The 22,608-nt window shown below is 64.1% G+C and carries 22 protein-coding genes; 14 read left to right on the top strand and 8 right to left on the bottom strand.

The window, feature by feature from the left end:
* Positions 1 to 2,013, bottom strand: a 2,013-nt coding sequence (locus H8A95_RS30425; RefSeq protein ID WP_229186546.1) for a HAMP domain-containing protein, incomplete at its 3' end; no start/stop codon positions are given.
* Between the two features lie 391 nt (positions 2,014 to 2,404).
* On the opposite strand from H8A95_RS30425, the gene H8A95_RS30435 reads away from it, so the two are divergent.
* Positions 2,405 to 4,363 (top strand): hybrid sensor histidine kinase/response regulator, encoded by a 1,959-nt coding sequence (locus H8A95_RS30435; protein ID WP_338027989.1) that lies wholly within the window; start codon positions 2,405 to 2,407, stop codon positions 4,361 to 4,363.
* Between the two features lie 15 nt (positions 4,364 to 4,378).
* Here the strand turns inward: H8A95_RS30435 and H8A95_RS30440 are convergent, their stop codons facing one another.
* Together H8A95_RS30440 and H8A95_RS30445 are read right to left on the bottom strand one after the other, a co-directional pair.
* The gene (locus H8A95_RS30440; RefSeq protein ID WP_229186530.1) at positions 4,379 to 4,597 is read right to left on the bottom strand and encodes a hypothetical protein; all 219 of its coding nucleotides are present in this window, start codon (positions 4,595 to 4,597) and stop codon (positions 4,379 to 4,381) included.
* 130 nt (positions 4,598 to 4,727) lie between these two features.
* Positions 4,728 to 5,033, bottom strand: a complete 306-nt coding sequence (locus tag H8A95_RS30445; protein ID WP_229186531.1) for a hypothetical protein — start codon at positions 5,031 to 5,033, stop codon at positions 4,728 to 4,730.
* A gap of 67 nt (positions 5,034 to 5,100) precedes the next feature.
* Here H8A95_RS30445 and H8A95_RS30450 point away from each other — a divergent pair, with 67 nt between their 5' ends.
* Positions 5,101 to 5,295, top strand: coding sequence for a DUF3072 domain-containing protein (locus H8A95_RS30450; RefSeq protein WP_229186532.1), 195 nt, complete (start codon positions 5,101 to 5,103; stop codon positions 5,293 to 5,295).
* A 123-nt stretch (positions 5,296 to 5,418) separates the two neighbouring features.
* Complete coding sequence (locus H8A95_RS30455) at positions 5,419 to 5,673, top strand: hypothetical protein (RefSeq protein WP_163153841.1); 255 nt, start codon at positions 5,419 to 5,421, stop codon at positions 5,671 to 5,673.
* A 159-nt stretch (positions 5,674 to 5,832) separates the two neighbouring features.
* On the opposite strand, the gene H8A95_RS30460 is transcribed toward H8A95_RS30455, so the two are convergent.
* The gene (locus tag H8A95_RS30460) at positions 5,833 to 6,090 is read right to left on the bottom strand and encodes a hypothetical protein (RefSeq protein ID WP_229186533.1); all 258 of its coding nucleotides are present in this window, start codon (positions 6,088 to 6,090) and stop codon (positions 5,833 to 5,835) included.
* 112 nt (positions 6,091 to 6,202) lie between these two features.
* Between H8A95_RS30460 and H8A95_RS30465 the strand changes: the two genes are divergently transcribed.
* Positions 6,203 to 8,272 carry an ATP-dependent helicase gene (locus H8A95_RS30465; RefSeq protein WP_229186534.1) on the top strand — a complete coding sequence of 690 codons (2,070 nt, stop codon included), beginning with the start codon at positions 6,203 to 6,205 and terminating at the stop codon, positions 8,270 to 8,272.
* A 147-nt stretch (positions 8,273 to 8,419) separates the two neighbouring features.
* Here the strand turns inward: H8A95_RS30465 and H8A95_RS30470 are convergent, their stop codons facing one another.
* The gene (locus tag H8A95_RS30470; RefSeq protein WP_229186535.1) at positions 8,420 to 9,151 is read right to left on the bottom strand and encodes an adenylate/guanylate cyclase domain-containing protein; all 732 of its coding nucleotides are present in this window, start codon (positions 9,149 to 9,151) and stop codon (positions 8,420 to 8,422) included.
* A gap of 78 nt (positions 9,152 to 9,229) precedes the next feature.
* On the bottom strand, positions 9,230 to 9,529 hold the full coding sequence (locus H8A95_RS30475; RefSeq protein WP_229186536.1) for a PilZ domain-containing protein: 300 nt from the start codon (positions 9,527 to 9,529) through the stop codon (positions 9,230 to 9,232).
* 219 nt (positions 9,530 to 9,748) lie between these two features.
* Here H8A95_RS30475 and H8A95_RS30480 point away from each other — a divergent pair, with 219 nt between their 5' ends.
* The 3 genes from H8A95_RS30480 to H8A95_RS30490 are packed head-to-tail and all read left to right on the top strand — an operon-like array spanning position 9,749 to position 12,795.
* The gene (locus tag H8A95_RS30480) at positions 9,749 to 11,155 is read left to right on the top strand and encodes an MFS transporter (protein WP_229186537.1); all 1,407 of its coding nucleotides are present in this window, start codon (positions 9,749 to 9,751) and stop codon (positions 11,153 to 11,155) included.
* A gap of 11 nt (positions 11,156 to 11,166) precedes the next feature.
* Positions 11,167 to 12,354, top strand: coding sequence for an acyl-CoA dehydrogenase family protein (locus H8A95_RS30485; protein ID WP_229186538.1), 1,188 nt, complete (start codon positions 11,167 to 11,169; stop codon positions 12,352 to 12,354).
* 39 nt (positions 12,355 to 12,393) lie between these two features.
* Positions 12,394 to 12,795 carry a VOC family protein gene (locus H8A95_RS30490; protein ID WP_163153854.1) on the top strand — a complete coding sequence of 134 codons (402 nt, stop codon included), beginning with the start codon at positions 12,394 to 12,396 and terminating at the stop codon, positions 12,793 to 12,795.
* A 251-nt stretch (positions 12,796 to 13,046) separates the two neighbouring features.
* On the opposite strand, the gene H8A95_RS30495 is transcribed toward H8A95_RS30490, so the two are convergent.
* Positions 13,047 to 13,805, bottom strand: coding sequence for a Spy/CpxP family protein refolding chaperone (locus H8A95_RS30495; protein ID WP_420839475.1), 759 nt, complete (start codon positions 13,803 to 13,805; stop codon positions 13,047 to 13,049).
* A gap of 449 nt (positions 13,806 to 14,254) precedes the next feature.
* On the opposite strand from H8A95_RS30495, the gene H8A95_RS30500 reads away from it, so the two are divergent.
* From H8A95_RS30500 to H8A95_RS30530, 7 genes are all read left to right on the top strand, one after another.
* Positions 14,255 to 15,595 carry an ABC transporter substrate-binding protein gene (locus H8A95_RS30500; protein WP_229186539.1) on the top strand — a complete coding sequence of 447 codons (1,341 nt, stop codon included), beginning with the start codon at positions 14,255 to 14,257 and terminating at the stop codon, positions 15,593 to 15,595.
* Positions 15,596 to 15,712: 117 nt separating this feature from the next.
* Positions 15,713 to 16,651 carry a carbohydrate ABC transporter permease gene (locus H8A95_RS30505; protein ID WP_229186540.1) on the top strand — a complete coding sequence of 313 codons (939 nt, stop codon included), beginning with the start codon at positions 15,713 to 15,715 and terminating at the stop codon, positions 16,649 to 16,651.
* On the top strand, positions 16,651 to 17,562 hold the full coding sequence (locus H8A95_RS30510) for a carbohydrate ABC transporter permease (RefSeq protein ID WP_229186541.1): 912 nt from the start codon (positions 16,651 to 16,653) through the stop codon (positions 17,560 to 17,562). Before H8A95_RS30505 ends, H8A95_RS30510 begins: the two co-directional genes overlap by 1 nt.
* 20 nt (positions 17,563 to 17,582) lie before the next feature.
* A complete protein-coding gene (locus tag H8A95_RS30515; protein ID WP_163153862.1) occupies positions 17,583 to 18,683 on the top strand; it encodes an ABC transporter ATP-binding protein in 1,101 nt (366 codons plus the stop codon).
* A gap of 29 nt (positions 18,684 to 18,712) precedes the next feature.
* The gene (locus H8A95_RS30520; RefSeq protein ID WP_229186542.1) at positions 18,713 to 19,702 is read left to right on the top strand and encodes a hydroxyacid dehydrogenase; all 990 of its coding nucleotides are present in this window, start codon (positions 18,713 to 18,715) and stop codon (positions 19,700 to 19,702) included.
* 162 nt (positions 19,703 to 19,864) lie between these two features.
* A complete protein-coding gene (locus tag H8A95_RS30525; protein ID WP_229186543.1) occupies positions 19,865 to 21,289 on the top strand; it encodes an amidase in 1,425 nt (474 codons plus the stop codon).
* A 105-nt stretch (positions 21,290 to 21,394) separates the two neighbouring features.
* Positions 21,395 to 22,042, top strand: a complete 648-nt coding sequence (locus H8A95_RS30530) for a hypothetical protein (RefSeq protein ID WP_229186544.1) — start codon at positions 21,395 to 21,397, stop codon at positions 22,040 to 22,042.
* Here H8A95_RS30530 and H8A95_RS30535 read toward each other — a convergent pair.
* Positions 22,039 to 22,563: a DUF1993 domain-containing protein gene (locus tag H8A95_RS30535; RefSeq protein WP_229186545.1), complete on the bottom strand. Its 525-nt coding sequence runs from the start codon at positions 22,561 to 22,563 to the stop codon at positions 22,039 to 22,041. The genes H8A95_RS30530 and H8A95_RS30535 overlap by 4 nt on opposite strands.
* Positions 22,564 to 22,608: the final 45 nt, after the last annotated feature.

Here is a 22,608-nt window from a genome sequence, read left to right on the forward strand (position 1 = left end):
CTTCAGCTGAAGGATCTCGCCGCGGACGTCGACCGTGATCTTGCGCGACAGGTCGCCGCCGGCGATCGCGGTCGCGACCTCGGCGATGTTACGAACCTGCGCCGTGAGGTTGCCGGCCATCGAGTTGACGCTGTCGGTCAAATCTTTCCAGGTGCCGGCGACGCCGGGCACTTCGGCCTGGCCGCCGAGCTTGCCGTCGGTACCGACCTCGCGCGCCACGCGGGTGACTTCGCCGGCGAAGGCGTTGAGCTGGTCCACCATCGTGTTGAGCGTTTCCTTGAGCTGAAGGATTTCGCCCGACACGTTCACCGTGATCTTCTTCGACAGATCGCCCTTCGCCACCGCGGTCGCGACCTCGGCGATGTTGCGGACCTGGGCCGTCAGATTCGACGCCATCGAGTTGACGCTGTCGGTCAGATCCTTCCAGGTGCCGGCGACGCCGCGCACCTCGGCCTGGCCGCCGAGCTTGCCTTCGGTGCCGACCTCACGCGCCACGCGCGTCACTTCGCCGGCGAAGGCGTTGAGCTGGTCCACCATCGTGTTGATGGTGTCCTTCAACTCGAGAATCTCGCCGCGCACGTCGACCGTGATCTTCTTCGACAAATCGCCATTGGCGACCGCGGTGGTGACGCCCGCAATATTACGGACCTGCGCGGTCAGGTTCGAGGCCATGAAGTTGACGTTGTCGGTCAAATCCTTCCAGGTGCCGGCGACGCCGAGCACGTTGGCCTGGCCGCCGAGCTTGCCCTCGGTGCCGACCTCGCGCGCCACGCGCGTCACTTCCGACGCAAACGCGTTGAGCTGGTCGACCATCGTGTTCAGCGTTTCCTTCAGCTGAAGGATCTCGCCGGACACGTTCACCGTGATCTTCTTCGACAGGTCGCCGCCGGCGATCGCGGTCGCGACGTCGGCGATGTTGCGGACCTGCGCGGTCAGGTTCGACGCCATGAAGTTGACGTTGTCGGTCAGATCTTTCCAGGTGCCGGCGACGCCGGGCACCTGGGCCTGGCCGCCGAGCTTGCCTTCGGTGCCGACTTCGCGCGCCACGCGCGTCACTTCCGAGGCAAACGAGTTGAGCTGGTCCACCATGGTGTTGATGGTGTCCTTTAGCTCGAGGATTTCGCCGCTGACGTCGACCGTGATCTTGCGCGACAGATCGCCGCGCGCCACGGCCGTGGTCACGTTGGCGATGTTGCGGACCTGGGCGGTCAGGTTGCCGCACATCGCGTTCACCGAGTCGGTGAGGTCCTTCCAGGTGCCGGCGACGCCGGGCACGATCGCCTGGCCGCCGAGCTTGCCGTCAGTGCCGACCTCGCGGGCCACGCGCGTCACTTCCGACGCAAACGAACGCAGCTGATCGACCATCGTGTTGATGGCCTCCTTCAGCTGCAGGATCTCGCCACGGACGTCGACCGTGATCTTCTTGGACAAGTCGCCGTTGGCGACCGCGATCGTCACCTCGGCGATGTTGCGGACCTGGCCGGTCAAATTGTTGGCCATCGAGTTGACGCTCTCGGTCAGGTCCTTCCAGACGCCGGTCACTTCCGGGACCTGAGCCTGGCCGCCGAGCTTGCCCTCAGTGCCGACTTCGCGGGCCACGCGCGTGACCTCGGAGGTAAACACCGAGAGCTGCTTGATCATCGTGTTGACGATGTTCGCCGACTGCAGGAATTCGCCGCGCAGCGGCCTGCCCTCGACGTCGAGCTGCACGGTCTGCAACAGGTCGCCCTGCGCCACCGCCGCCACCGCACGGGTGACTTCGCGGGTCGGCCACAGCAAATCGTCGATCAGGGTGTTGACCGAGCTTTCCATATCGGCCCAAGCGCCGCTGGCGAGGCCGAAATTGACGCGCTGGCGGGTCTGTCCCTCACGGCCGACGACCTGCCCGACGCGCGCCAATTGCTGCGCCATGCGCTCATTGGCGGCTGCGATTTCGTTGAAGGCGTCGGCGATCTTGCCGTCGATCCCGAGATAGTCGCCACGCATCCGAACCGAGAAGTCGCCACCGCGCATCGCCTGCAGCGATTGCAGCAGATCGTGCGAGGCATCGAGGCTTCCGTTCGATGATTGGGCGCGGCGTGTATCGGGACGGGGACGAGGCGGCGAACCGAGATCGGTCATGTATTTTCCCCTACGCGCTGGCCACGAATCCAGGGACTCGGAGAAGCCAGTGTGACCATAAGAATGACTGCCCTTGATCTATTCAAGCGGGAAAACGCCAAAACCGCGATTTGTGACGCAAACCGAGGGGCTTAATCGTCGATGGAACCAAAAGTTCCCATGCGCATTGGAACTTTTTGCGCAGTAGCGTAAGCCGTTCGTATTGCTTGGGCCCGATCGGCGCATTTGATCGCATTGGAACATTGGCCTCGCCGGAACGTTCCCGGCGTTGGCAGGATTGGTGATGGTTAAAAAGTCAGACCAGCTCAAGCGGGGCATTCTCGAAAGCGAACGCAGCTTCCGCCTGTTGGCCGGAGGGGCAATTGACTATGCGATCTGCACACTCGCCCCCGATGGACGGGTGATCAACTGGAATAAGGGCGCCGAGCGCATCACCGGCTATCCGGCCAAGACGATCCTCGGCAAGCACTTCTCGGTCTTCTACCCTGAGGAGGATCGTGCATCGGGCCTTCCCGCGATGGCGCTACGGATGGCGCGGAAGGAAAAGCACGCCGTGGCCGAGGGCTGGTACATCCGCAAGGATGGCTCGCAATTCTACGCCTCTGTCGTCATCGATCCGATCTACGAGAAGCGCAAGCTGATCGGCTACGCGATGGTCACCCGCGACGTGACCGAGCGCCAACAGGCGCGCGCGGATCTCGACGCCAGCGAAAGCCAGTTCCGCCTACTAGTGAGCAACGTCACCGACTACGCGCTGTACATGCTGACGCCGGCCGGCATCGTCGCCAACTGGAACGCCGGCGGCGAGCGCATCAAGGGCTATTCGCCAAGCGAAATCATCGGCCAGAGCTTCGCGCGGTTCTACACGCCGGCCGACCAAGCCGCGGGCAAGCCCGCCCGCGCGCTCAAGATCGCGGAGGAGACCGGGCACTACGAGGAGGATGGCTGGCGGGTCCGCAAGGACGGCTCGTTCTTCTGGGCGAGCGTCGTGATCGATCCGATCCGCGACAGCGATGGCAGCCTGGTCGGCTTTGCCAAGATCACGCGGGACATTTCCGAGCGGCGCGAGGCACAGCAGAAGCTCGAACAGGTGCAGCGACAGCTGGCGGAATCGCACAAGATGGATGCGCTGGGCCAATTGACCGGTGGCGTCGCGCACGACTTCAACAACCTGCTGATGATCATTTCGGGCAATCTGCATCGGATCAGGCGCGAGGTGACGAGCGAGCGCGGCCGGCTTGCACTGAGCGCGATCGAAACCGCGTCCGAGCGCGCCGCATCCCTGACCAGCCAGCTGCTCACCTTCGCGCGCCGCCAGAGCGTCAATCCGCAGACCATCGATGTCGCCGACAGGGTCACCGCAGTGCGCGAGGTGTTGAGCAGCGCGCTCGGCGGCGCGATCAGGCTGGACATCGATATCCAGCCAGATCTCTGGCCGGTCTTCGTCGACCCGAACGAGTTTGAGACCGCGCTGATCAACCTTGTCGTCAATGCCCGGGACGCGATGGCCAATGGCGGTACGCTGACTGTCTCGGCCCGAAACGTACCCGCAACCACCGAGGTCGCCGTCGACGTAGTCGATACCGGCGAAGGCATCCCGCAGGATGTGCTGAGCAAGGTCTTTGACCCGTTTTTCACCACCAAACCCGTTGGCAAAGGGACCGGCCTCGGACTGTCCCAGGTCCACGGCTTTGCGCACCAGGCCGACGGCCGGATCGAAATTGCCAGCACGCTCGGCAAGGGCACGAAGGTCAGCATCTACCTTCCGCGCGGGACGACGGACGCAACGGGTACGACCGAAGGTCACAGCGTGCGCGGCTCCGCAACCGTCCTGCTGATCGAGGACAACCCAGCCGTCGCGGATGCCAGCACGGGCCTGCTCGAACAGCTCGGCTACACGGTGCGCTGGGCGTCGAGCGCAGAAGCTGCCTTATCGGAAATCGACGCCAACGGGATCGATGTGGTGTTCAGCGACATCGTCATGCCCGGCAAGATGGATGGGCTGAAGCTGGCGCGCGCGATCCGGGACAGGAAGCCTGCGCTGCCGATCCTGCTGACGACAGGCTACAGCGAGAGTGCACGCGACGTGCGGTCCGACTTTCCGGTCCTGCGTAAGCCGTACCACATTCACGACCTCAGCCGCGAACTGTCGAAGCTGACCGGGCAACGATCTGAACACGCGTCGGGCGAGATCGATCCCCCAGCAGATGAAGCGCACAGAAAAGCGAGAGCGCGTTCGTAAATTCAAATCGAGGGGCTAGCGGTCCGCCGGCCAGGTCCGCCGCACCAGTTGCACCCGTTCGATGCGGCTGCATTGTTCGCAGCGGTATTGAAGGATGTCCCTGCCCTCGCTGCCCGGAGAGCTGCTCTCAAGCCGCATCGTCCTGATGCAGCTGATGCAGGAGATCAGCGTCAGCAACGGGCTGCGATCGTCATTCATCGATACCCGCGGTGGCGCGGTCGGATCGGCGATCATGGCGCTGGGCGATGCTATGGTGTTGGCTCTCACCACAAGAAAATACAGATGCTGCGGCTCGGGTTCCAGCCCTGAAACTGATTTGAGCCCGAGGCGGTCTCCTAACCCGTCTTTCGGCCAACGGGCCGCATCACGCCCTGGCGTTACTGTGGCCCGGCTTGGGCCTCGCCTTGTCCGGCTTGACGGTCGCAACGGGGCGATCCCCGTAGCTGCGGCTCAGCCGTTCCCGAACCGTCGGGAGATGGTCGCCGCCGCCTGCGGCCTTCCAGCGACCGATCAGCTCGGCCACTTCGGCGCGCATCGCCATCAGCCGGTACGACGCTTCGCTGCAATCGAGGTCGTGGTTGACCTGGTCCCGGATCGACGCCTCGACCAGCGTCATTTCGGCCCGCAAGGTGCTGATCTTCCGACGAATTTCATTGATCTTGTTGTCCATGTCTTGTTAGAACAAAAATAGAACATATTGTCAAGTCACGATCCAGCAAGTGAGGTGAGCGATGGGCATGGCAGCGGTGAGATTTGGCGGGGTTGCGGAACGCTTTGGCGGACTGATGACCCGTGCGCAGGCGTTGCGGTTGAGGAGCCTCGCCGAGGAGGCCTATCAGCCGAACCAGTTCGCGGGTGACCTGACGTCCGAGGAAGCCGAGCGGCGCATCGATGCCCTGAAGGCCGAGATCGCGCTGGCGGATTCTTTCTGACCCCCGTACCCGACCGGGCGGACAGCCCTTTAAGGCTTTGATATAGCGGCGCAGCTAGTTCTGTTCCTGTTGTTGCTTATTACCGCTTTGCCTTATTGCTGCTTGGTCCTGGGGGAGCCTTACGTGCTGGAGCTGGAGAAGCGATCGCCGCTTGCGTTCCCGATCACGCTGAAGGACGGCAGAACGCTCGCAACCGTCGGCGATGCGGCGGACTATTTGTCCGCGCTGAACGTGGATCAACGCGAGCGCGGCTACTGGAAGACGGCGATCATGATGTTCAACAACGCCATGCGCGAACCCGGCTATCTGAAGATTGCAACGATGAACATGCGCTCCGCCCTTGTATATGACCGGCTCGTCGACGATGTCGGCACGTGATTGTGGTGCAGCAGCTACAGCCGAATCGGCGGTGGTTTCGTACGGCCTGTTCGTTATGGCCGCAAACAAGGTAACGGCGGTACACGCGACGGCTGGTGCGTAATGCGCTCGGCCGCACTCTCGGGCCGCCTCGGAGGGCCAAGGCGGCCCACTTCTTTTTCAGAGCAGTTTTGCCCTGACGAACAGCACCCGCAACGCGTTGGTTGCCTGCACCGTCAGCATGGCATTGCCAGCCGCCAGCTCCAGTGCAGCGACCGCGTCGTCATGCAGCGCGCGGAACTCCATCCATTCGACGGCACTGAGATTGCTGATGAAGCGATAGGCTTGGCCAACGGTCGCGAGCGTCACCGTCTCGCCGTTGAGCCGCACCTTGAATGTCGCCTTCAGCGGCGTCTCGGATTTGGATACGTCACCCATGGCGCGGTTGTGCTCCGCGCCGCGTTAATGTCAATCTAATTTCTCGGCTGGCGCCAAGGCGTGTCGGCTCCACTGAATCGCAATGTCTGTTAGCGTTTCGTGGGGGTGATTCGTGCCTGATCTTGCCAACACAGCCTATCTCGATGCGCTCAATTCCGAGCAGCGCCGCGCCGTCGAGCACGGCGTCGGCCAAGACGGCATTGTCGGCGCGCCGCTGCTGGTGATTGCGGGCGCAGGCTCCGGCAAGACCAACACCCTCGCCCATCGCGTCGCGCATTTGATCGTCGCCGGCGCAGATCCGCGCCGCGTCCTGCTGATGACTTTCTCGCGGCGCGCCGCGGCGGAAATGGCCGGCCGCGTCGAGCGCATCGCGCGCCGCGTGCTCGGTGACCGCGCCTCCGTCATGACCGATGCGCTGAACTGGGCCGGCACCTTCCACGGCATCGGCGCGCGGCTGCTCCGCGAATTCGCCGAGCGTATCGCGCTCGACCCGGCCTTCACGATCCATGATCGGGAGGATTCCGCCGATCTGATGAACCTGGTCCGCCACGACCTCGGTTTCTCGCGCACCGAAAGCCGGTTCCCCACCAAAGGCACTTGCCTTGCGATCTATTCGCGTTGCGTGAACGCGGAGATGCCGATCGAAGCCGTGCTCGGCCAGTTCTTCCCTTGGTGCTCCGGCTGGTCCGGTGAATTGAAGCAACTGTTCGCGGCCTATGTCGAAGCCAAGCAGCGGCAAAACGTGCTCGATTACGACGACCTCCTGCTCTACTGGGCGCAGATGGTGACAGACACTGCGCTGGCCGAAGAGATCGGCGGCCGCTTCGACCATGTGATGGTCGATGAATATCAGGACACCAACCGCCTGCAGTCCTCCATCCTGCTGGCGCTCAAGCCGGCGGGGCGCGGGCTCACCGTGGTCGGCGACGATGCGCAGTCGATCTATTCGTTCCGCGCCGCTACCGTGCGCAACATCCTCGACTTCCCGAGCCAATTCAGCCCGCCCGCCGAGATCGTCACACTCGAGCGCAACTACCGCTCGACGCAGCCGATCCTGGCGGCCGCCAATGGCGTGATCTCGCTGGCCAAGGAACGCTTCACCAAGAACCTGTGGACCGATCGGACCTCGACCCGCAAGCCGCTGCTGGTCACGATCCGCGACGAGGCCGATCAAGCCCGTTACATCGTCGAGCAGGTGCTGACCAATCGCGAGGAAGGCGCGCTGTTGAAGCATCAGGCGGTGCTGTTCCGCACCTCCTCGCACAGCGGACCGCTCGAGGTCGAGCTGACCCGCCGCAACATTCCTTTCGTGAAATTCGGCGGGCTCAAATTCCTCGACGCCGCGCATGTCAAGGACATGCTGGCACTGCTGCGCTTCACCGCCAATCCGCGCGATCGGGTCGCAGGCTTTCGCATCCTGCATCTGTTGCCCGGCGTCGGGCCGGCTTCGGCGCAGCGGGTGCTCGACCACATGACCGAGGCCGCCGATCCGATTGCCGCGCTCGCCGCACTGCCCGCCCCGCCCCGCGCCGGCGCTGACTGGCGGCTGTTCGTCGAGACCATCGAGAATCTCCGCTACTCGGAATGGCCGGTCGACATCGAGCGCGCGCGGCTCTGGTACGAGCCGCATCTCGATCGCATCCATGAGGACAGCGAGGTCCGCCGCGCCGACCTCATTCAGCTGGAGCAGATCGCCGCCGGCTATCCGTCACGCGAACGCTTCCTCACCGAGCTCACGCTCGATCCGCCTGATGCCACCAGCGACCAGGCCGGTGTGCCGCTGCTCGACGAGGATTACCTGATCCTGTCGACGATCCATTCCTCCAAGGGCCAGGAATGGAAATCGGTTTACGTGCTCAACGTCGTCGACGGCTGCATGCCCTCCGATCTCGGCGCCGGCACGTCGGCGGAACTCGAGGAGGAGCGCCGCCTGCTCTATGTCGCCATGACCCGCGCCAAGGACGATCTGCATCTGCTGGTGCCGCAGCGCTTTTTCGTCCACGGCCAGGCCGCCAAGGGCGACCGCCACATGTACGCCTCGCGCACCCGCTTCATCCCGGAACGGTTGCTGCCGATGTTCGAGCGGACCACATGGCCGCGCGCCGCGGCCGCACAGGCCGCCTCCGCCAGCCGCGCGCCGCCGATCGACATCGGCGCCCGGATGCGTGGGATGTGGCGCTGACGCCGGTCCGAAGGATTTCTGCATGCAGGCGGGAACGAAGCTGCCCGCCTCGCGTTGATGCGACGTTCGTAATCGGCAAACGACCATCCCCGACGGCTTCGGCGCGGTGTTCCGCGCTGGAGCCGTCTTTTTTTGCGCCGCGTCAATTCACGCAGGAAACAGCGTGACGGGCTGGTCGAAGCCCTTCAGCGTGTAGTCGGAACCGGCTGCCGTGACCATGTCGCCGGTTCGATCCCGCACGGTTGATGTGACGAGGATCTCGCCCGACTTTGCGATCGCCTGGGCGCGTGCCGCGCGATTGACCACGGTGCCGACCGCGGTCAGGTCGCGATGGGCCTGACCGAACTCACCGAAATTGGTGTCACCGCTATCCATCCCGATTCCGATGCCGAGCTCGATGTCCCCGGCGCCAATCGCCCGCACCAGCGCGTCGTGCCTGTCCTGAAAGCGCCGCTGGATGTCGCGCGCCGCCAGCAAGGCCTGCGCGGCATGGTCGTCGCGCCGCACCGGAAAATTGAAGATCGCGAACACGGCATCGCCGATCGTCTTGTTGAGAATGCCGTCATAGCGCCAGATCGCGGCGGCGCAGTCGTCGTAAAACGCATCAAGCAGCGAGGTCAGCCCGTCCTGCGCGATGGTCTGCGTTAGTGTGGTGTAGCCGCGCAGATCGGCGAACAGGATGGTGGCGTCGATGGTCACGGCGCGCGCTTTCATGATCTTCGAGAAGGCCATCTCGCAGATCGTGCACACGTTCGGGCTCATGCGGCTCGGCCGGACACCGAACAGGCGAAACGGCGCCGACAAGGGGCCGCGCAGCGGGATCGGCATGTGCAGGTTTTGCCAGCAGCCGAGGCAGATCGTTGCAGGTTCCGGAGTCATCGGCGTGTCACCTGCTGTTGCAGAAACAAAACCCGGGCACCCCTGGCACGGTCGATCATGGGCGTCCCCATCGATTGCTCAGGCGGTCGTCACGAAGCTTAGTCCAATCCGCGTCTTCTTGCTCCAGATCACCTGACACTCGTAAACCACTGAGGCGTCGCGGGCCATCATCAGGCGGAAACGATGCGGGACGAAGGCCGGATTCTCGACCTCGATGGCCGCCCCTTCCGATGATATATTCACGATCGTGCAGTGCATGACCGAACCGCCGGACGAGACATAGCCGGGTTCATTGACCTCGGTTCGCGGATGCCTGCGCTTTTCGTCCACTTTGCCTGCTCCCCAGCTTTCTTCGGGGCAAACGTGGGCGATCGGCATTGCAGGAGTCAACGGCTCCCACGGCTCACGCCGGGCTTTCGCACCACCATTTGTGCGCAGCAGTGGGCCGAATTGCTTATCGCGTCCGTGCAGATGAGCCCCGCGTCGGCGCGGGCTTGCCGTTCGCGACGGCGCGAGGATAGCCTCACCCCATGAGCGATGCGCTGGCGCGACGCACGCTCCGAACAATAATGAACAGGCGCCATGGGGAGACGCGCCATGTTCGAGATTCTCGATCGCCGGACGACTCTGACCGGCAACCAGATCAAGATCCTTGCGGCGGCCATCATCGGCGATGCGCTGGAATTCTTCGACTACTTCCTGATCGGCTTTGTGCTCGCGTTCCTGATCGGGCCATGGAAGCTCACCTTCGGCCAGTCGGCCACCGTGCTGATGAGCTCCGGTATCGGCGCCATCCTCGGCGCCTATCTCTGGGGCTGGCTCGCCGACCGGGTCGGGCGCCGCATCGTCTTCATCGGCACGGTGCTGAACTTCTCGATCGCGACCGGTCTGCTCTATTTCACCCCCGACAATGGCTGGGTCTATCTGGCGATCCTGCGTTTCTTCGTCGGCACCGGCGTCGGCGGGCTTTATTGTGTCGACCTGCCGCTGGTGCAGGAGTTCATGCCCTCGCACAAGCGCGGTTGGGTCGGCGGGCTCGTCACCTGCGTGATCCCGCTCGGCGTCGGCCTCGGCGCAGTGCTGGGAGCGATCATGGGTACCGATCAGTGGCGGCTGCTGTTCGCGATCGGCGTGCTGCCGTCGGTTCTGGTGCTGCTGGTCCGGCTCTGGGTTCCGGAATCGCCGCGCTGGCTGTGCCGGCAAGGACGCTATGACGAAGCCCGCAAGTCGCTCGCCTGGGCCTTGCAGGTGCCGCCGTCCGAACTGCCCTTGCCGAGCGCGGCCGACGCCGGCCCGATCGTCAAAACCAGCTGGTTCGACCTGTTCAAATACCCGCGCAGTCTGATTGTCTCCTGGCTCGGCAATGCCGGCGCGCAGACCGGCGTCTACGGCATCACACTGTGGGCGCCCGCGCTGTTCGTGCTGCTCCTGAAGGTCACGCCGCAGGAGGCCGCCAAGATGATGATCCTGCTCAGCATCACCGGCTTCCTCGGCCGGATCTCGTTCTCGTGGTTCTCGGAGCTGCTGGGACGACGTGTCGCCGGCGGCCTGCTCGGCTTCGGCGCCGGCGCGCTGACCATCGTCGCCGGCTATCACTACGACGCGACGCTGTTCGGCATGTCGGCATTCTGGCTGCTGCTTGGGGCCGCCTTCTTCTTCGCCGACGGCGGCTTTGCGATCGTCGGGCCCTATGCCGCGGAGGTCTGGCCGTCGCATCTGCGCACCACGGGCATGGGGTCGGCCTATGGCTTCGGCGGCATCGGCAAGATCATCGGGCCGGTCGGGCTTGCCCTGATCGTCGGCTCGAACAACTACCTCAAGCCGGATGTGCCGCTGACCCAGATCCCGACCGCCTTCGTCTATCTCGGCTGCTGGTTCCTGATGGCGGGTGCCGTCTATTTCTTCTTCGGGATCGAGACCCGCGGCAAGTCGATCGAGCAGATCGACAAGGAGCTCAGCGCGACGGCTGACGTCGCGGCCTCCGCAACCATCCGGCGCGCCTGAGGGAGGCGGATATGAGCGTCACTTCAGCCGATCTTGCAGGCGATCGCGATGTGATCGCCCGCGCCGAGGCGATCAGGGACGCGGTGGCTGCCGCCTCCAACGATATCGAGACGACGCGACGCCTGCCGCCCGATCTGCTCGACCGGCTGCACGAGGCGCGGCTGTTCCGCCTGCTGCTGCCGCGTTCGACCGACGGGATCGAGACCGATCCCGTCACCTTCTTCCATGCCATCGAGACCATCGCCAAAGCCGATGCCTCGACGGCCTGGTGCCTGAGCCAGGCCGGCGGCTGTGCGATGTCGGCGGCCTATCTCGACCTGCCGGTCGCTCGGGAGGTGTTTGCCGACCCGCGCGCCGTGCTGGCCTGGGGCCCCGGCCCCAGGGTCAAGGCGATCGAATGCGAGGGCGGCTACCGCGTGACTGGCGTCTGGTCGTTTGCCTCGGGCGGGCGGCACGCCACCTGGCTCGGCGCGCACTGTCCGATCTATGCGGTCGATGGCTCGCCCCGCCGCGACACCAACGGCGAGCAAGTCGAGCGCACCATGCTGGTGCGAACCGAGGACGTCGAATGGACCGACATCTGGAACACGGTCGGGCTGCGCGGCACCGCCAGCGACCAGTTCGCGCTGAACGACTTCTTCGTCCGCGCGGACCACTCGATCACCCGCGAATTCGACCGCGAGTGCCGTGAGGATGGTCCGCTGTACCGGATGAGCAACCACACCTGCTATCAGATCGGCTTCGCCGGGGTCGCCTGCGGCATTGCCCGCAGCGCGCTGGACAATTTCGTCGACGTCGCCCGCAACAAGGTGCCGCGCGGCATGACCAAAACGCTGCGCGACAATGCGGTGGTGCAATCCGGCCTTGCTCAGGCCGAGGTCAATCTGCGTGCCGCCCGCGCATTCCTGCTGCAGTCGATGGCCGACATCTGGAAGGATCTGGTCGCAGGCCACAGCATCACGGTCGCGCAGCGCATGACAATCCGGATGGCCGCGACGCACGCCATCCACAAGGCGCGGGAAGCGGTCGACTTCGCCTACAACACGGCCGGTGCCACCGCGATCTTCGACGGCCATCCGCTGGAACGGCGCTTCCGCGACATCCACACCGTGACCCAGCAACTGCAGGGCCGGTTCAGCCATTTCGAGACGGTCGGCGCGTGGATGCTCGGCGTCGATGCCGACCTCAGCTTCGTCTAGCGCCTGGCGCTCTAACGCGATTTCTCAAGGAGAAGAACCATGCCATTGGGCGGACTACAGCATTTCACCATCGAGCCGCAGGATCTGGAAAAGACCAAGGAGTTCTATTGCGACGTGCTCGGGCTCGAGAACGGCGATCGGCCGCCGCTCGATTTCCCCGGCTACTGGCTTTATTCCGGAGGCCAGGCCACCGTCCATTTAATGGGCACCCGCAAGCCGCGCGACGGCATCGTCGTGCGCGGCACCGAGAAGAAATATGAGGACACCGGCCGCCTCGACCATATCGCCTTCGCCGCCACCGACGTCGAAGGCGTGCGCAAACGCCTGCAGTCGAAGAACGTCACCTTCCGCGAGCAGATCGTGCCGCGCACCGGCGACACCCAGATCTTCCTCTACGATCCCGATGGGGTCGGCGTGGAGCTGAACTTCCCGAAGAGCTGAAACGGCCTTCGCCAGCTTCGGCGCCGCAAGCAACGGCCATTTTTCATTTCGCGAAAGTGGTTCCCGACATGGCCCTGACTCGGCCATCACTCGGGCGTGATCCGGTCCGTTTTTCTTCAACATTGAATGACGAATTAGCCGGGCCGCGCCGCTGCGGCAGAATAGCCGGGTGCTGCGCCTTTAACCTACCCCAGGGCATGGTGGCCCGGCTATTCGTCCCCACTTCGCCGACGATCGGAACGGAAATGGCTCTAGTCGAGCCCGCGTTCGTGGCTGAGTCGGACCATTTCATTGATGAAGATTTGTTTCTGCTTGTCGTCCAGGCTCGCAAAGAGCGGTTCGGCGGCGTCGGCAACGCTGCGCTGGTCGCCCGCGCGGTCGTTGAGGAACTGGGCCTCGTTGCGCATCTGCTCGATGATGTCGTCAGGTGGATCGCGCTGGGCCCGCGCGATGCGCAGGTTGAGCCGGTCGGCGCCATTGTGGCCGAGATAGTGCATCGCACTGTTGAAGCCGGCCCAGTTCTTCTCCTGCTCCGGCGTCAGATTGAGTTCCTTCTTGATCCGCTCGATGTTGGCGTCGCTGTTGGCGACGATCTGTTCGGCGGTGAGTTGCGGTGCGCCTGTCTGGGTCAGCACGGCCGGGGCTTGCTTGGCACCCTTGTCCTTGGCGGCGGCCTTGGCCGACTTGGTGGCCTTGGCGCCCTGCTTGTCGCCGGGCGCCGGCGTCTGTGCGTTCTTGCCGCTGCCGGCATTTGGGTTGGCGTTGTTGGCATTGTTGCCGGTGAACACCCCGGTCACGCCGGTCACCACCCCGACAACGCCGCCGATCGCTCCGCCCAGAACGCCGCCGACCGGTCCGGCGGCCTTGTTGCCCTCGCGCGCGCCTTTCTCGACGCCCTGCACGATCTGCGCATCGACCAGATGAGGCATGGCGAGCAGCGTGATGGTGGCGGCCCCAACCGCGACGCACAATCTCCATTGCGCTCGCAGCTTCGCTACCGGGATGAGCATGGTCGGGTCTCCGTGATCGATGGTGGATTGCAGAATTTGAGGCGGGGGTAGGTTCGACGAATCCGGACTTTATCGTTTCCGGCTTCCGCAAGTCTATCGGTCGGGCTGGGCATCAACATGACGGAACACAACTCGGCCGGGGTTGACCTGAAACCTGCGGCTCAACCGCGCGCCGTCTGCGAAGGTGTCCGCGCCAAACATCGCGTGCGTCGCAGCATGAGCGCGCGAAGCCTGCAAACCGCCTGCAATCACGCTGGCGCTGACGACGCTGCCTGCGATTTGACCACAACGTTAGTACTACGTGGCATAAGCATCTCGTTTCTCGACAGCAGCCGGCAATTCTGTTCTGATCGGTGCCAACGAAATCCCGCGACGTCGCGCGAACGCGACGCACAAAACAACAATGGGATCCAAAGTCTTTGTCCGTCGGCTGCCAGGGAGGGATCGCCATGTCACGGAAGAAGCTTTCACGCCGAGAATTCGTTGCAGCGACAGCGCTGTCATCGGCCGCTTTGATTACAGCCCCCTACGTTCGTGGCGCATATGCAGCCGGAAAGCTCTCAATGGGCTTCTGGGATCACTGGGTGCCGGGCGCGAACAGTGCGTCCACCGAGCTCGTCAACGAGTGGGCCGCCAAGGAGAAGGTCGAGGTTCAGATCGACTACATCACCAGCCAGGGCAACAAGAACATCGTCACCATCGCCGCCGAAGCGCAGGCGAAATCCGGTCACGATATCTTCCAGATGCCGACATGGTGGCCACAGGCCAATGCGGAACTGCTCGAGCCCGTCAATGACATCATGGACCCGCTCATCAAGCTGAACGGCGAGGTCAACGGCACGGTGAAGTATCTCGGCCAGGCCGACGGCAAATGGCTCGGCGTTCCCGCCAGCGTCGGTAGCCAGATCAAGGGGCCCTGCTCCCGCATCGACCTGATGAAGAAATATGCCAATATCGACGTGCAGGAGATGTATCCGGCCGGAGGCCCGCCGAAAGCGGACAACTGGACCCTCGATACGTTCCTCAAGGCGGCTGAAGCCTGCCACAAGGCCGGCTTCCCGTTCGGCATCGGCCTTGGCGAAACCAGCGACAATGTCGACACTGCCGGTGCGATCTTCCAGTCGTTCGGTGCACAACTGGTCGACGCCAAGGGCGACCTCACCGTCAAGACCGACGCGGTGCGGCAGTCGCTCGAGTTCTACAAGAAGCTGCTCGCCTTCCTGCCGCCCGATGTTGCCGCCTGGGACGATGCCTCCAACAACAAGTGGCTGGTCGCCGGCAAGGGCGCCATGATCATGAACCCGCCGAGCGCTTGGGCGGTCGCCAAGCGCGATGCTCCGCAAATCGCCGAGCAATGCTGGACCCATGGGTTCCCGGCCGGGCCGAAGGGACGCTTCGCACCCTATTTGCCGTTCTTCTGGTCGATCTGGTCGTTCTCGAAGAACAAGGAAGCGGCCAAGAGCCTGCTGTCCTTCCTGTCGCAACCAGCATCGATCGAGAAGATGGTGGTCGCGAGCGGCGGCTACGACCTGCCGGCCTATGAGAAACTGACGACGTTGAAGGTCTGGGAGGAGCAAGGGCCGCCGAAGGGCACGCTCTATCACTACCCGAACCCCTACAAGCACCAGACGTTGTCGATTGCCGCCTCGCCTGCGCCGCCCAAGGTCGCTCAGCAGATCTACTTCCAGGCCACCCTGACCAAGATGTGTCTGCGATACTACCAGGGCGAAGCCATGGAAAAGACGCTCGCCTGGGCCGAGGGCGAGTGCGAAGGCTTCATGCGAAGCTGACGAGCGGACGGGTTCGCGCGCGGCCGCCGATCGAGCTGGCCGCGCGGGGTCTCGCCTTCACATTGCGGACGCCGAGCCGGCGAGCTGTGCAACCAACCCGCGCGAGGGACCTGCGTTATGGTTGATGTCGCATTCCAATCCAACCGCACGGCTGCAGCCCAGGCGGGGCGCAGGCGCGTCGGCCTGCGCAACGCGCTGCGGCGCAAGTCGATGTCCGCGTTCCTGATGACGCTGCCGTTGATCCTTCTCATCGCTATACTGGTGATCTATCCGGCCCTCTACTCGGTGCACCTCGCGACGCTGAACAAGGCGATGACGAAGTTCGTCGGCTTCGGCAATTTCGAGTTCCTGTTCAAGCGCGACACCTTCTGGCTGGTGGTCAAGCAATCCTGCATTTTCGCGATCTCGGCGGTGATCTTCAAAGCCCTGATCGGCTTCATCGTCGCGCATTTCGTGCACAATGTGCCCGCCAACAAGCAACGCAAATGGCGCGGCATGCTGCTGGTGCCGTGGGTGATCCCGCCGGCCATGAGCACGCTGGCCTGGCTGTGGCTGTTCGACCCCTCCTACAGCGCCTTCAACTACACGCTGTCGTTCTTCGGCATCGGACCGATCCCGTGGACCGGCGACGCGATGTGGGCACGCTTCTCAGTGATCCTGGTCAACGTCTGGTACGGCGCGCCGTTCTTCATGATCATGTATCTGGCAGCCTTGAAATCGGTGCCCGAGCAGCTCTACGAGGCGGCCGCGATCGACGGCGCCAATTGGTGGCAGCGCATCTGGTATGTGACGCTGCCGATGATGCGCAACATCATCGCGATCACCACGCTGTTCTCGCTGATCGTCACCTTCGCCAATTTCGACATCGTGCGCATCCTCACCGCGGGCGGGCCGCTCGACCACACCCACATCTTCGCGACATGGGCGTTCCGTGTCGGCATCGAGGGCAGCGATATTCCACTCGGCGCCAGCGTCTCGCTGTTCATGGTGCCGATCCTCGCGGTCGCGGCGATCTTCATCCTGCGCGACATCACCAAACGCGGGAACGAATCCTGATGAGCACGATGACGATCGACAAGTCCGGACCGACCCGCAAGGTCAAATACGGCAGCATGAGCCGTGACCGGACCTGGGCACTGCGCTGGTCCTATTTCTTCCTGACGCTGTTTGCGATTTTCTCGCTGACGCCGCCATTCTACATGTTGATCACGTCCCTGAAGGGCAGCGCGGAGATTTCGGCCGCGACCAATCCGTGGTGGGTGCACCAACCCACCCTCGAGAACTACGTCCAGCTTCTGACGTCGAACCAGTTCCTGCGCTTCTTCTGGAATTCAGCCTGGGTCTCGATCATCGTGGTCACCGTCACGATGCTGATCAGCGTGCCGGCGGCCTTTGCGCTGGCGCGGATGAAGTTCTGGGGTTCGGCGACGCTCGCAACCGGGGTGTTCCTCACCTATCTCATTCCGGACAGCCTGCTGTTCATTCCGCTGTTCAAGATGTTCGCGGTGTTCGGCGACCTGACCGGCATCCAGCTCGTCAATCGCTGGTACGTGCTGCTGTTCATCTATCCAACGCTGACGGTGCCGTTCTGCACCTGGATCATGATCGGCTATTTCGCCTCGATCCCGAAGGAGCTCGACGAGGCCGCGATCATCGACGGCGCGAGCTGGTTCCAGACGCTGACGCGGATCTTCATCCCGGTCGCATTGCCCGGCCTGATCGCGGCGACGATCTTCGCCTTCACCGTCTCCTGGGCCCAGTTCCTCTATCCGCTGGTGTTCACGACCTCGACCGACCAGCTCGTGCTGCCGGTCGGCATCATCACGACCCTGATCAAGGGTGACGTCTTCAACTGGGGACAGATCATGACCGGCGCCCTGCTCGGCGCCGCGCCGCCGCTGATCATCTACGCCTTCCTGATGGACTACTACATTGCCGGCCTGACCGCCGGTGCGACAAAAGGTTGAACGCGATAAAGGTAGGATTCATGGCCGACGTGAGTTTGCGCAAGGTGGTGAAGCGTTACGACGAGGTCGAGGCGGTGCGCGGCATCGACCTCGATATCGCCGACCATGAGTTCGTGGTGCTGGTCGGGCCGAGCGGCTGCGGCAAGTCGACGACGCTGCGGATGATTGCCGGCCTCGAGGACATTTCCGACGGCGACATCATGATCGGCGGCGACGTCGTCAACGACGTGCCGCCGAAAGACCGCGACATCGCGATGGTGTTCCAGAACTATGCGCTGTATCCGCACATGACCGTTGCCGAGAACATGTCGTTCGGGCTGCGGCTGAAGAACTATCCCAAGGCCGAGATCAAGAGCCGGGTGACGGAAGCCGCCCGCATGCTCGACATCACCGACCTGATCGACCGCAAGCCGAAGCAGCTCTCCGGCGGCCAGCGCCAGCGCGTCGCGATGGGCCGCGCAATCGTACGCAATCCGAAGGTGTTCCTGTTCGACGAGCCACTGTCCAACCTCGATGCCAAGCTGCGCGTGCAGATGCGGATCGAGATCAAGAAGGTGCACCAGAAAGTCCGCACCACGACGGTCTACGTCACCCATGACCAGGTCGAGGCGATGACGCTGGCCGACCGCGTGGTGGTGATGAACCACGGCAGGATCGAGCAGATCGGTACGCCCAACGAGCTCTATCACAAGCCGGCGACCAAGTTCGTCGCGAGCTTCATCGGCTCGCCGGCGATGAATTTCGTGCCCTGCCGGCTCGAGGACGCCGCAGGCAAGCTCAACGTGCGGCTGACCGATCGCCTCGCCTTCACGCTGCCGCCGGCCCGCGCCGCCCGCTACCAGGCACTCTCCCGCACCGACAAGCTCCTGCTGGGCATCCGCCCCGAGCATGTCATGGAGGCGCGGCCGCATGCCGAGCCCGGCGTCGAGCCGTTCGATGCGATGCTCGACGTCACCGAGCCGATGGGCATGGAGACCTTGGTCTATTTCACGCTCGAGGGCAGCCAGGTCTGCGGTCGGGTCAGTCCCAATGCCGGCGCGCAGGATGGCAGCCCGCTCCGATTGGCAGTGGACCTCAACAATATGCATTTGCTAAACGAGGTGACCGGCGCCGTCCTTTGACGGCGCACAAGAAACCGCAAGGGCAGGAAATGGCCACCAACAAGAAGAAGATCTTCATCACCCAGACTCTGTCTCCGGGGGCGCGGGTGCTCCTCAACGAGCGGGACGACGTAGAACTCATCGAATTTCCCAACCTGATCTCGGCCAAAGATTTTCAGGTCATGCTCGAACAGCATGCGCCGGTCCATGGCGTCGCGCTCGGTGCGACCCGCTTCGGCGAAGCTGAGCTTGAGGCCTCCAAGGGCATGTTGGTGGTGACCCGGATCGGCGTCGGTTACGACGCCGTCGACGTGCCGGCACTGTCCCGCCGCAAGGTGCCGCTGATGGTCGCAGGCACCGCGAACTCGCCGTCGGTCGCCGAACAAGCCCTGTTCATGATGCTGACGCTGGCCAAGCGCGCGCAGGAAATGCACGCGATGGTCAAGGACGGCACCTGGGCGAGCCGGCTCGGTGTGCTGCCGTTCGATCTCTACGGCAAGACCGTCCTGATCGTGGGCTTCGGCCGCATCGGCACCCGCACCGCCAAGCGCTGCCTTGCGATGGAAATGAATGTGCTGGTGTACGACCCCTACAAGGCCGCCAGCGAGATCACCGCGGCCGGCTGTGAGGCCGTGCCGAGCTTGGAGGCGGCGCTGCCGCGGGCGGATTTCGTCACGATCCACTGCCCGAAGAATCCCGAAACGGTCGGCCTGTTCAACGCGGCGCGGATCAGGCTGATGAAGCCGACGGCCTATCTGATCAACACCGCCCGTGGCGGCATCGTCGATGAGAAGGCGCTGCACGACGCGCTGGTGTCGGGCAAGCTCGCCGGCGCCGGCCTCGACGTGTTCGAGGTCGAACCGCCGCCGGTCGGCCAGCCGTTGCACGCCTTGCCCAACGTGATCATGGCCCCGCATGTTGCGGGCGTGACGGTCGAGGCGGTCGATCGCATGAGCGAGCAGACCGCGCGCAATATCCTCAGCGTGCTGGACGGCAATCCGCTGCGCCAGAATGTGATCAACCAGGACGTCCTCGGCTGAGCTTTCAGCCGTCCCCAAAGCGCGATGAGATAGATCATCGCGCTTTGGTTTGTTGTTTGAGCACGATCTTTTCGGAAAATCCGCTTCACACTTTTCCGGATCGTGCTCTAGTTGCGCCGTGGCCGACACCCCAAGATCGGCCCGGCGATGCGGAGCATGCACATGGCTTTCAAGGAATTCGGCAACTATGACGCGGTCGGACTTGCGGAGCTCGTCCGCAAGAAGGACGTGACGCCAAAGGAGCTGCTCGAGGAGGCGATCGCGCGCACTGCCGCGGTCGATCCGAAGATCAACGCCGTCGTCGTCAAGCATTACGATTACGCCGAGCGTCAGATCGCCAAGGGGTTGCCCGACGGTCCGTTGACCGGCGTGCCGTTCCTGCTGAAGGACCTCGATCTGCTCGAAGGCACCCGCACCACGTCGGGCGCCAGCCTGCTGAAGGACTTCGTCGCCGACCACAACGGCACGCTGGCCCAGCGCTTCCTCGATGCCGGCCTTGCGATCTTCGGCAAGAGCGCAAGCCCGGAATTCGGCCTGATGCCGACGACGGAATCCCGACTGTTCGGCCCGACCCGCAATCCCTGGAATCTCGAACATTCCTCCGGCGGCTCGTCCGGCGGCGCCGGTGCCGCGGTCGCAGCGCGCATCCTGCCCGTCGCGCACGCCAGCGACGGCGGCGGCTCGATCCGGATCCCCGCCTCCGCCTCCGGCGTGTTCGGCATGAAGCCGACGCGCGCCCGCAACCCCTGCGGCCCCGACCGTGGCGAAGGCTGGGGCGGTTTCTCCGTCGGTCATGTGCTCAGCATCAGCGTCCGCGACAGCGCGGTCATGATGGACGCGATCCATGGGCCTGAGCCGTCGAGCCTCTACGTCGCGCCCGCGCCGGAGCGGCCGTTTTCCCAGGAGGTCGGCCGCGATCCCGGCCATCTGCGCATCAGCTTCACCGACAAGTCGCCGTATGGCGACGCGATTGATCCCGAGATCGCCGCGGCGGTCCGTGACATTGCCAAGCTGCTGGCGGGCCTCGGCCATCATGTCGAGGAGCGCGCGCCGCCGCTTGCGGCCGATCCCGCAGCAACCATGACGACGATCGTCGGCGGCAACACGGCGCTGACGGTGCGGCTGCTCGAGCAGCGCGTCGGGCGCAAACTGACCTCCGACGACGTCGAGCGCCTGACGCTGGCGAGCGCGGAGAATTCGGTGAAGATGACACCGGCGGATTACGTTGCCGCGCAGCTTGCGGCGTTCCAGATATCGCGCGGTCTCGCGACGTTCTTCGAAGGTTGCGACATCTTCCTCAGCCCGACGCTGTGCGCGCCGCCGCTCCGCCTCGGCGAGCTGAACACGATGTCCGAGGACCTGACCCACATTGCGCCGGTGCTCCGCCGCTACATGCCGGGCACCTCGATGTTCAACATGTCCGGCCAGCCGGCGATGTCGGTGCCGCTCGCCTGGAACAAGGCCGGATTGCCGCTCGGCATGATGTTCGCCGCCAAGCTCGGCGAGGAAGGGCTGCTGTTCCGCCTCGCCGGCCAGCTCGAGCAGGTCCGCCCCTGGAAGGGCCGGCGTCCGCCGGTCTGCGCTTAGGCTGCGCCGGCGCAGAAGCGCCGGGCTGACAAAGGGTAGTCAGACCAGGTAGATAGAAAGGGCGTCGGCGCGATTCCGCCGGCGTCGTGCCTGGGAGACCGAACCGTGAGTGACCCGACCGACAATGCGCTCGCTGCGATTGCGAGCATTCTCGATCAGACGACGACACCTCCCGAGACGGCCAAATCGGCCGACAAGTCGTCCGACAAGGCGGCGGACAAGGCAGCCGAGCCCGCCCAAGAGCCGCCGGCCTCGATTGCAATGCCACCGCCTCTGCCAACTTCCATCACAGTCGCTGCTGTCGAGGCGGTTTCCGTTGAGGCCGAACCGACGGCGATCGAGCCGCCGCCGCTCGAACAGGCCGAGCCGGAGATCGAACAGGCCGAGCTCAACGAGCCGGAGCTGGAAGCGGTCGAACCGGAAGTGAACGAACCGGAGCCGAGCGAGCCGGAGCCGATCCAGCCGCGCCAACCGATCGAGGCCAACGGCTATTCAAAGTCCGGCCCGGGCCCGATGGCCGCGCTGCGCTTCCGCTGGACGGTGCGCGAGGACGGCGCCGAATACTATGTCGACGAGACCGTCGGTGAAGGATCGACCCCGCTGGTCAACGGCCCGATGGACAGGGACGCCGCAATCAAATTCGTCGACGATCGCGAAGCGGAAGCGCGGCGGCGCTTCGAGCAGTTCAGGCACGAGATCATCAGCCGCACCGCGACCGCCCTTCAGGCGAGCAAGGACCGCAACGACGCCTAAACCTGCGGCTGCCGCGGCGGTCCGAGGAAGTCCTTCTTCGCGAGATCGACGCCGGCATGACGCAGGATGTCGTAGGCCGTTGCGACGTGAAAGAAGAACTGCGGGACGCTGAAGGTCAGGATCAGGGACTTGCCCGTGAACGGTCTGGTCGCGCCGCTCCGGAACGTGAATGTGACGTCCCTTTCGGCGGCAGCGTCGATCACCTCTCGCGGCAGGCTCTGCGCGAAATCAATCGTGGCGGCAATCCGGGCTTTCAGCCCGGCGATGCCGGTCTCCGGCTCGCCGAAGACCGGTGGTGCGGACCCCGCGAGCAACGCGCAGCTCAGGACGACGTGACGGTTCGCCTCCCCGACCTGCTGGCGAAGGCTGTACATGTTCGGGGACAGCCGCATTCCAAGCAGCACGTCGGGTTCGATCTTGCGCGCCCTGGCGTGGGCTTCCGCGTGATCGAGCAGCGCGGAGAGATTGCACAGATACGGCACATAGACACCGACGGATGCTTCGTGGAGCGAGATGGTCACTTTTGCGCCCGCTGTGCTGGCTCGATCGTCTCAACTGGTCTAACA

It is taken from the genome of Bradyrhizobium oropedii (genome assembly GCF_020889685.1).
Taxonomy (GTDB): Bacteria; Pseudomonadota; Alphaproteobacteria; order Rhizobiales; family Xanthobacteraceae; genus Bradyrhizobium; species Bradyrhizobium oropedii.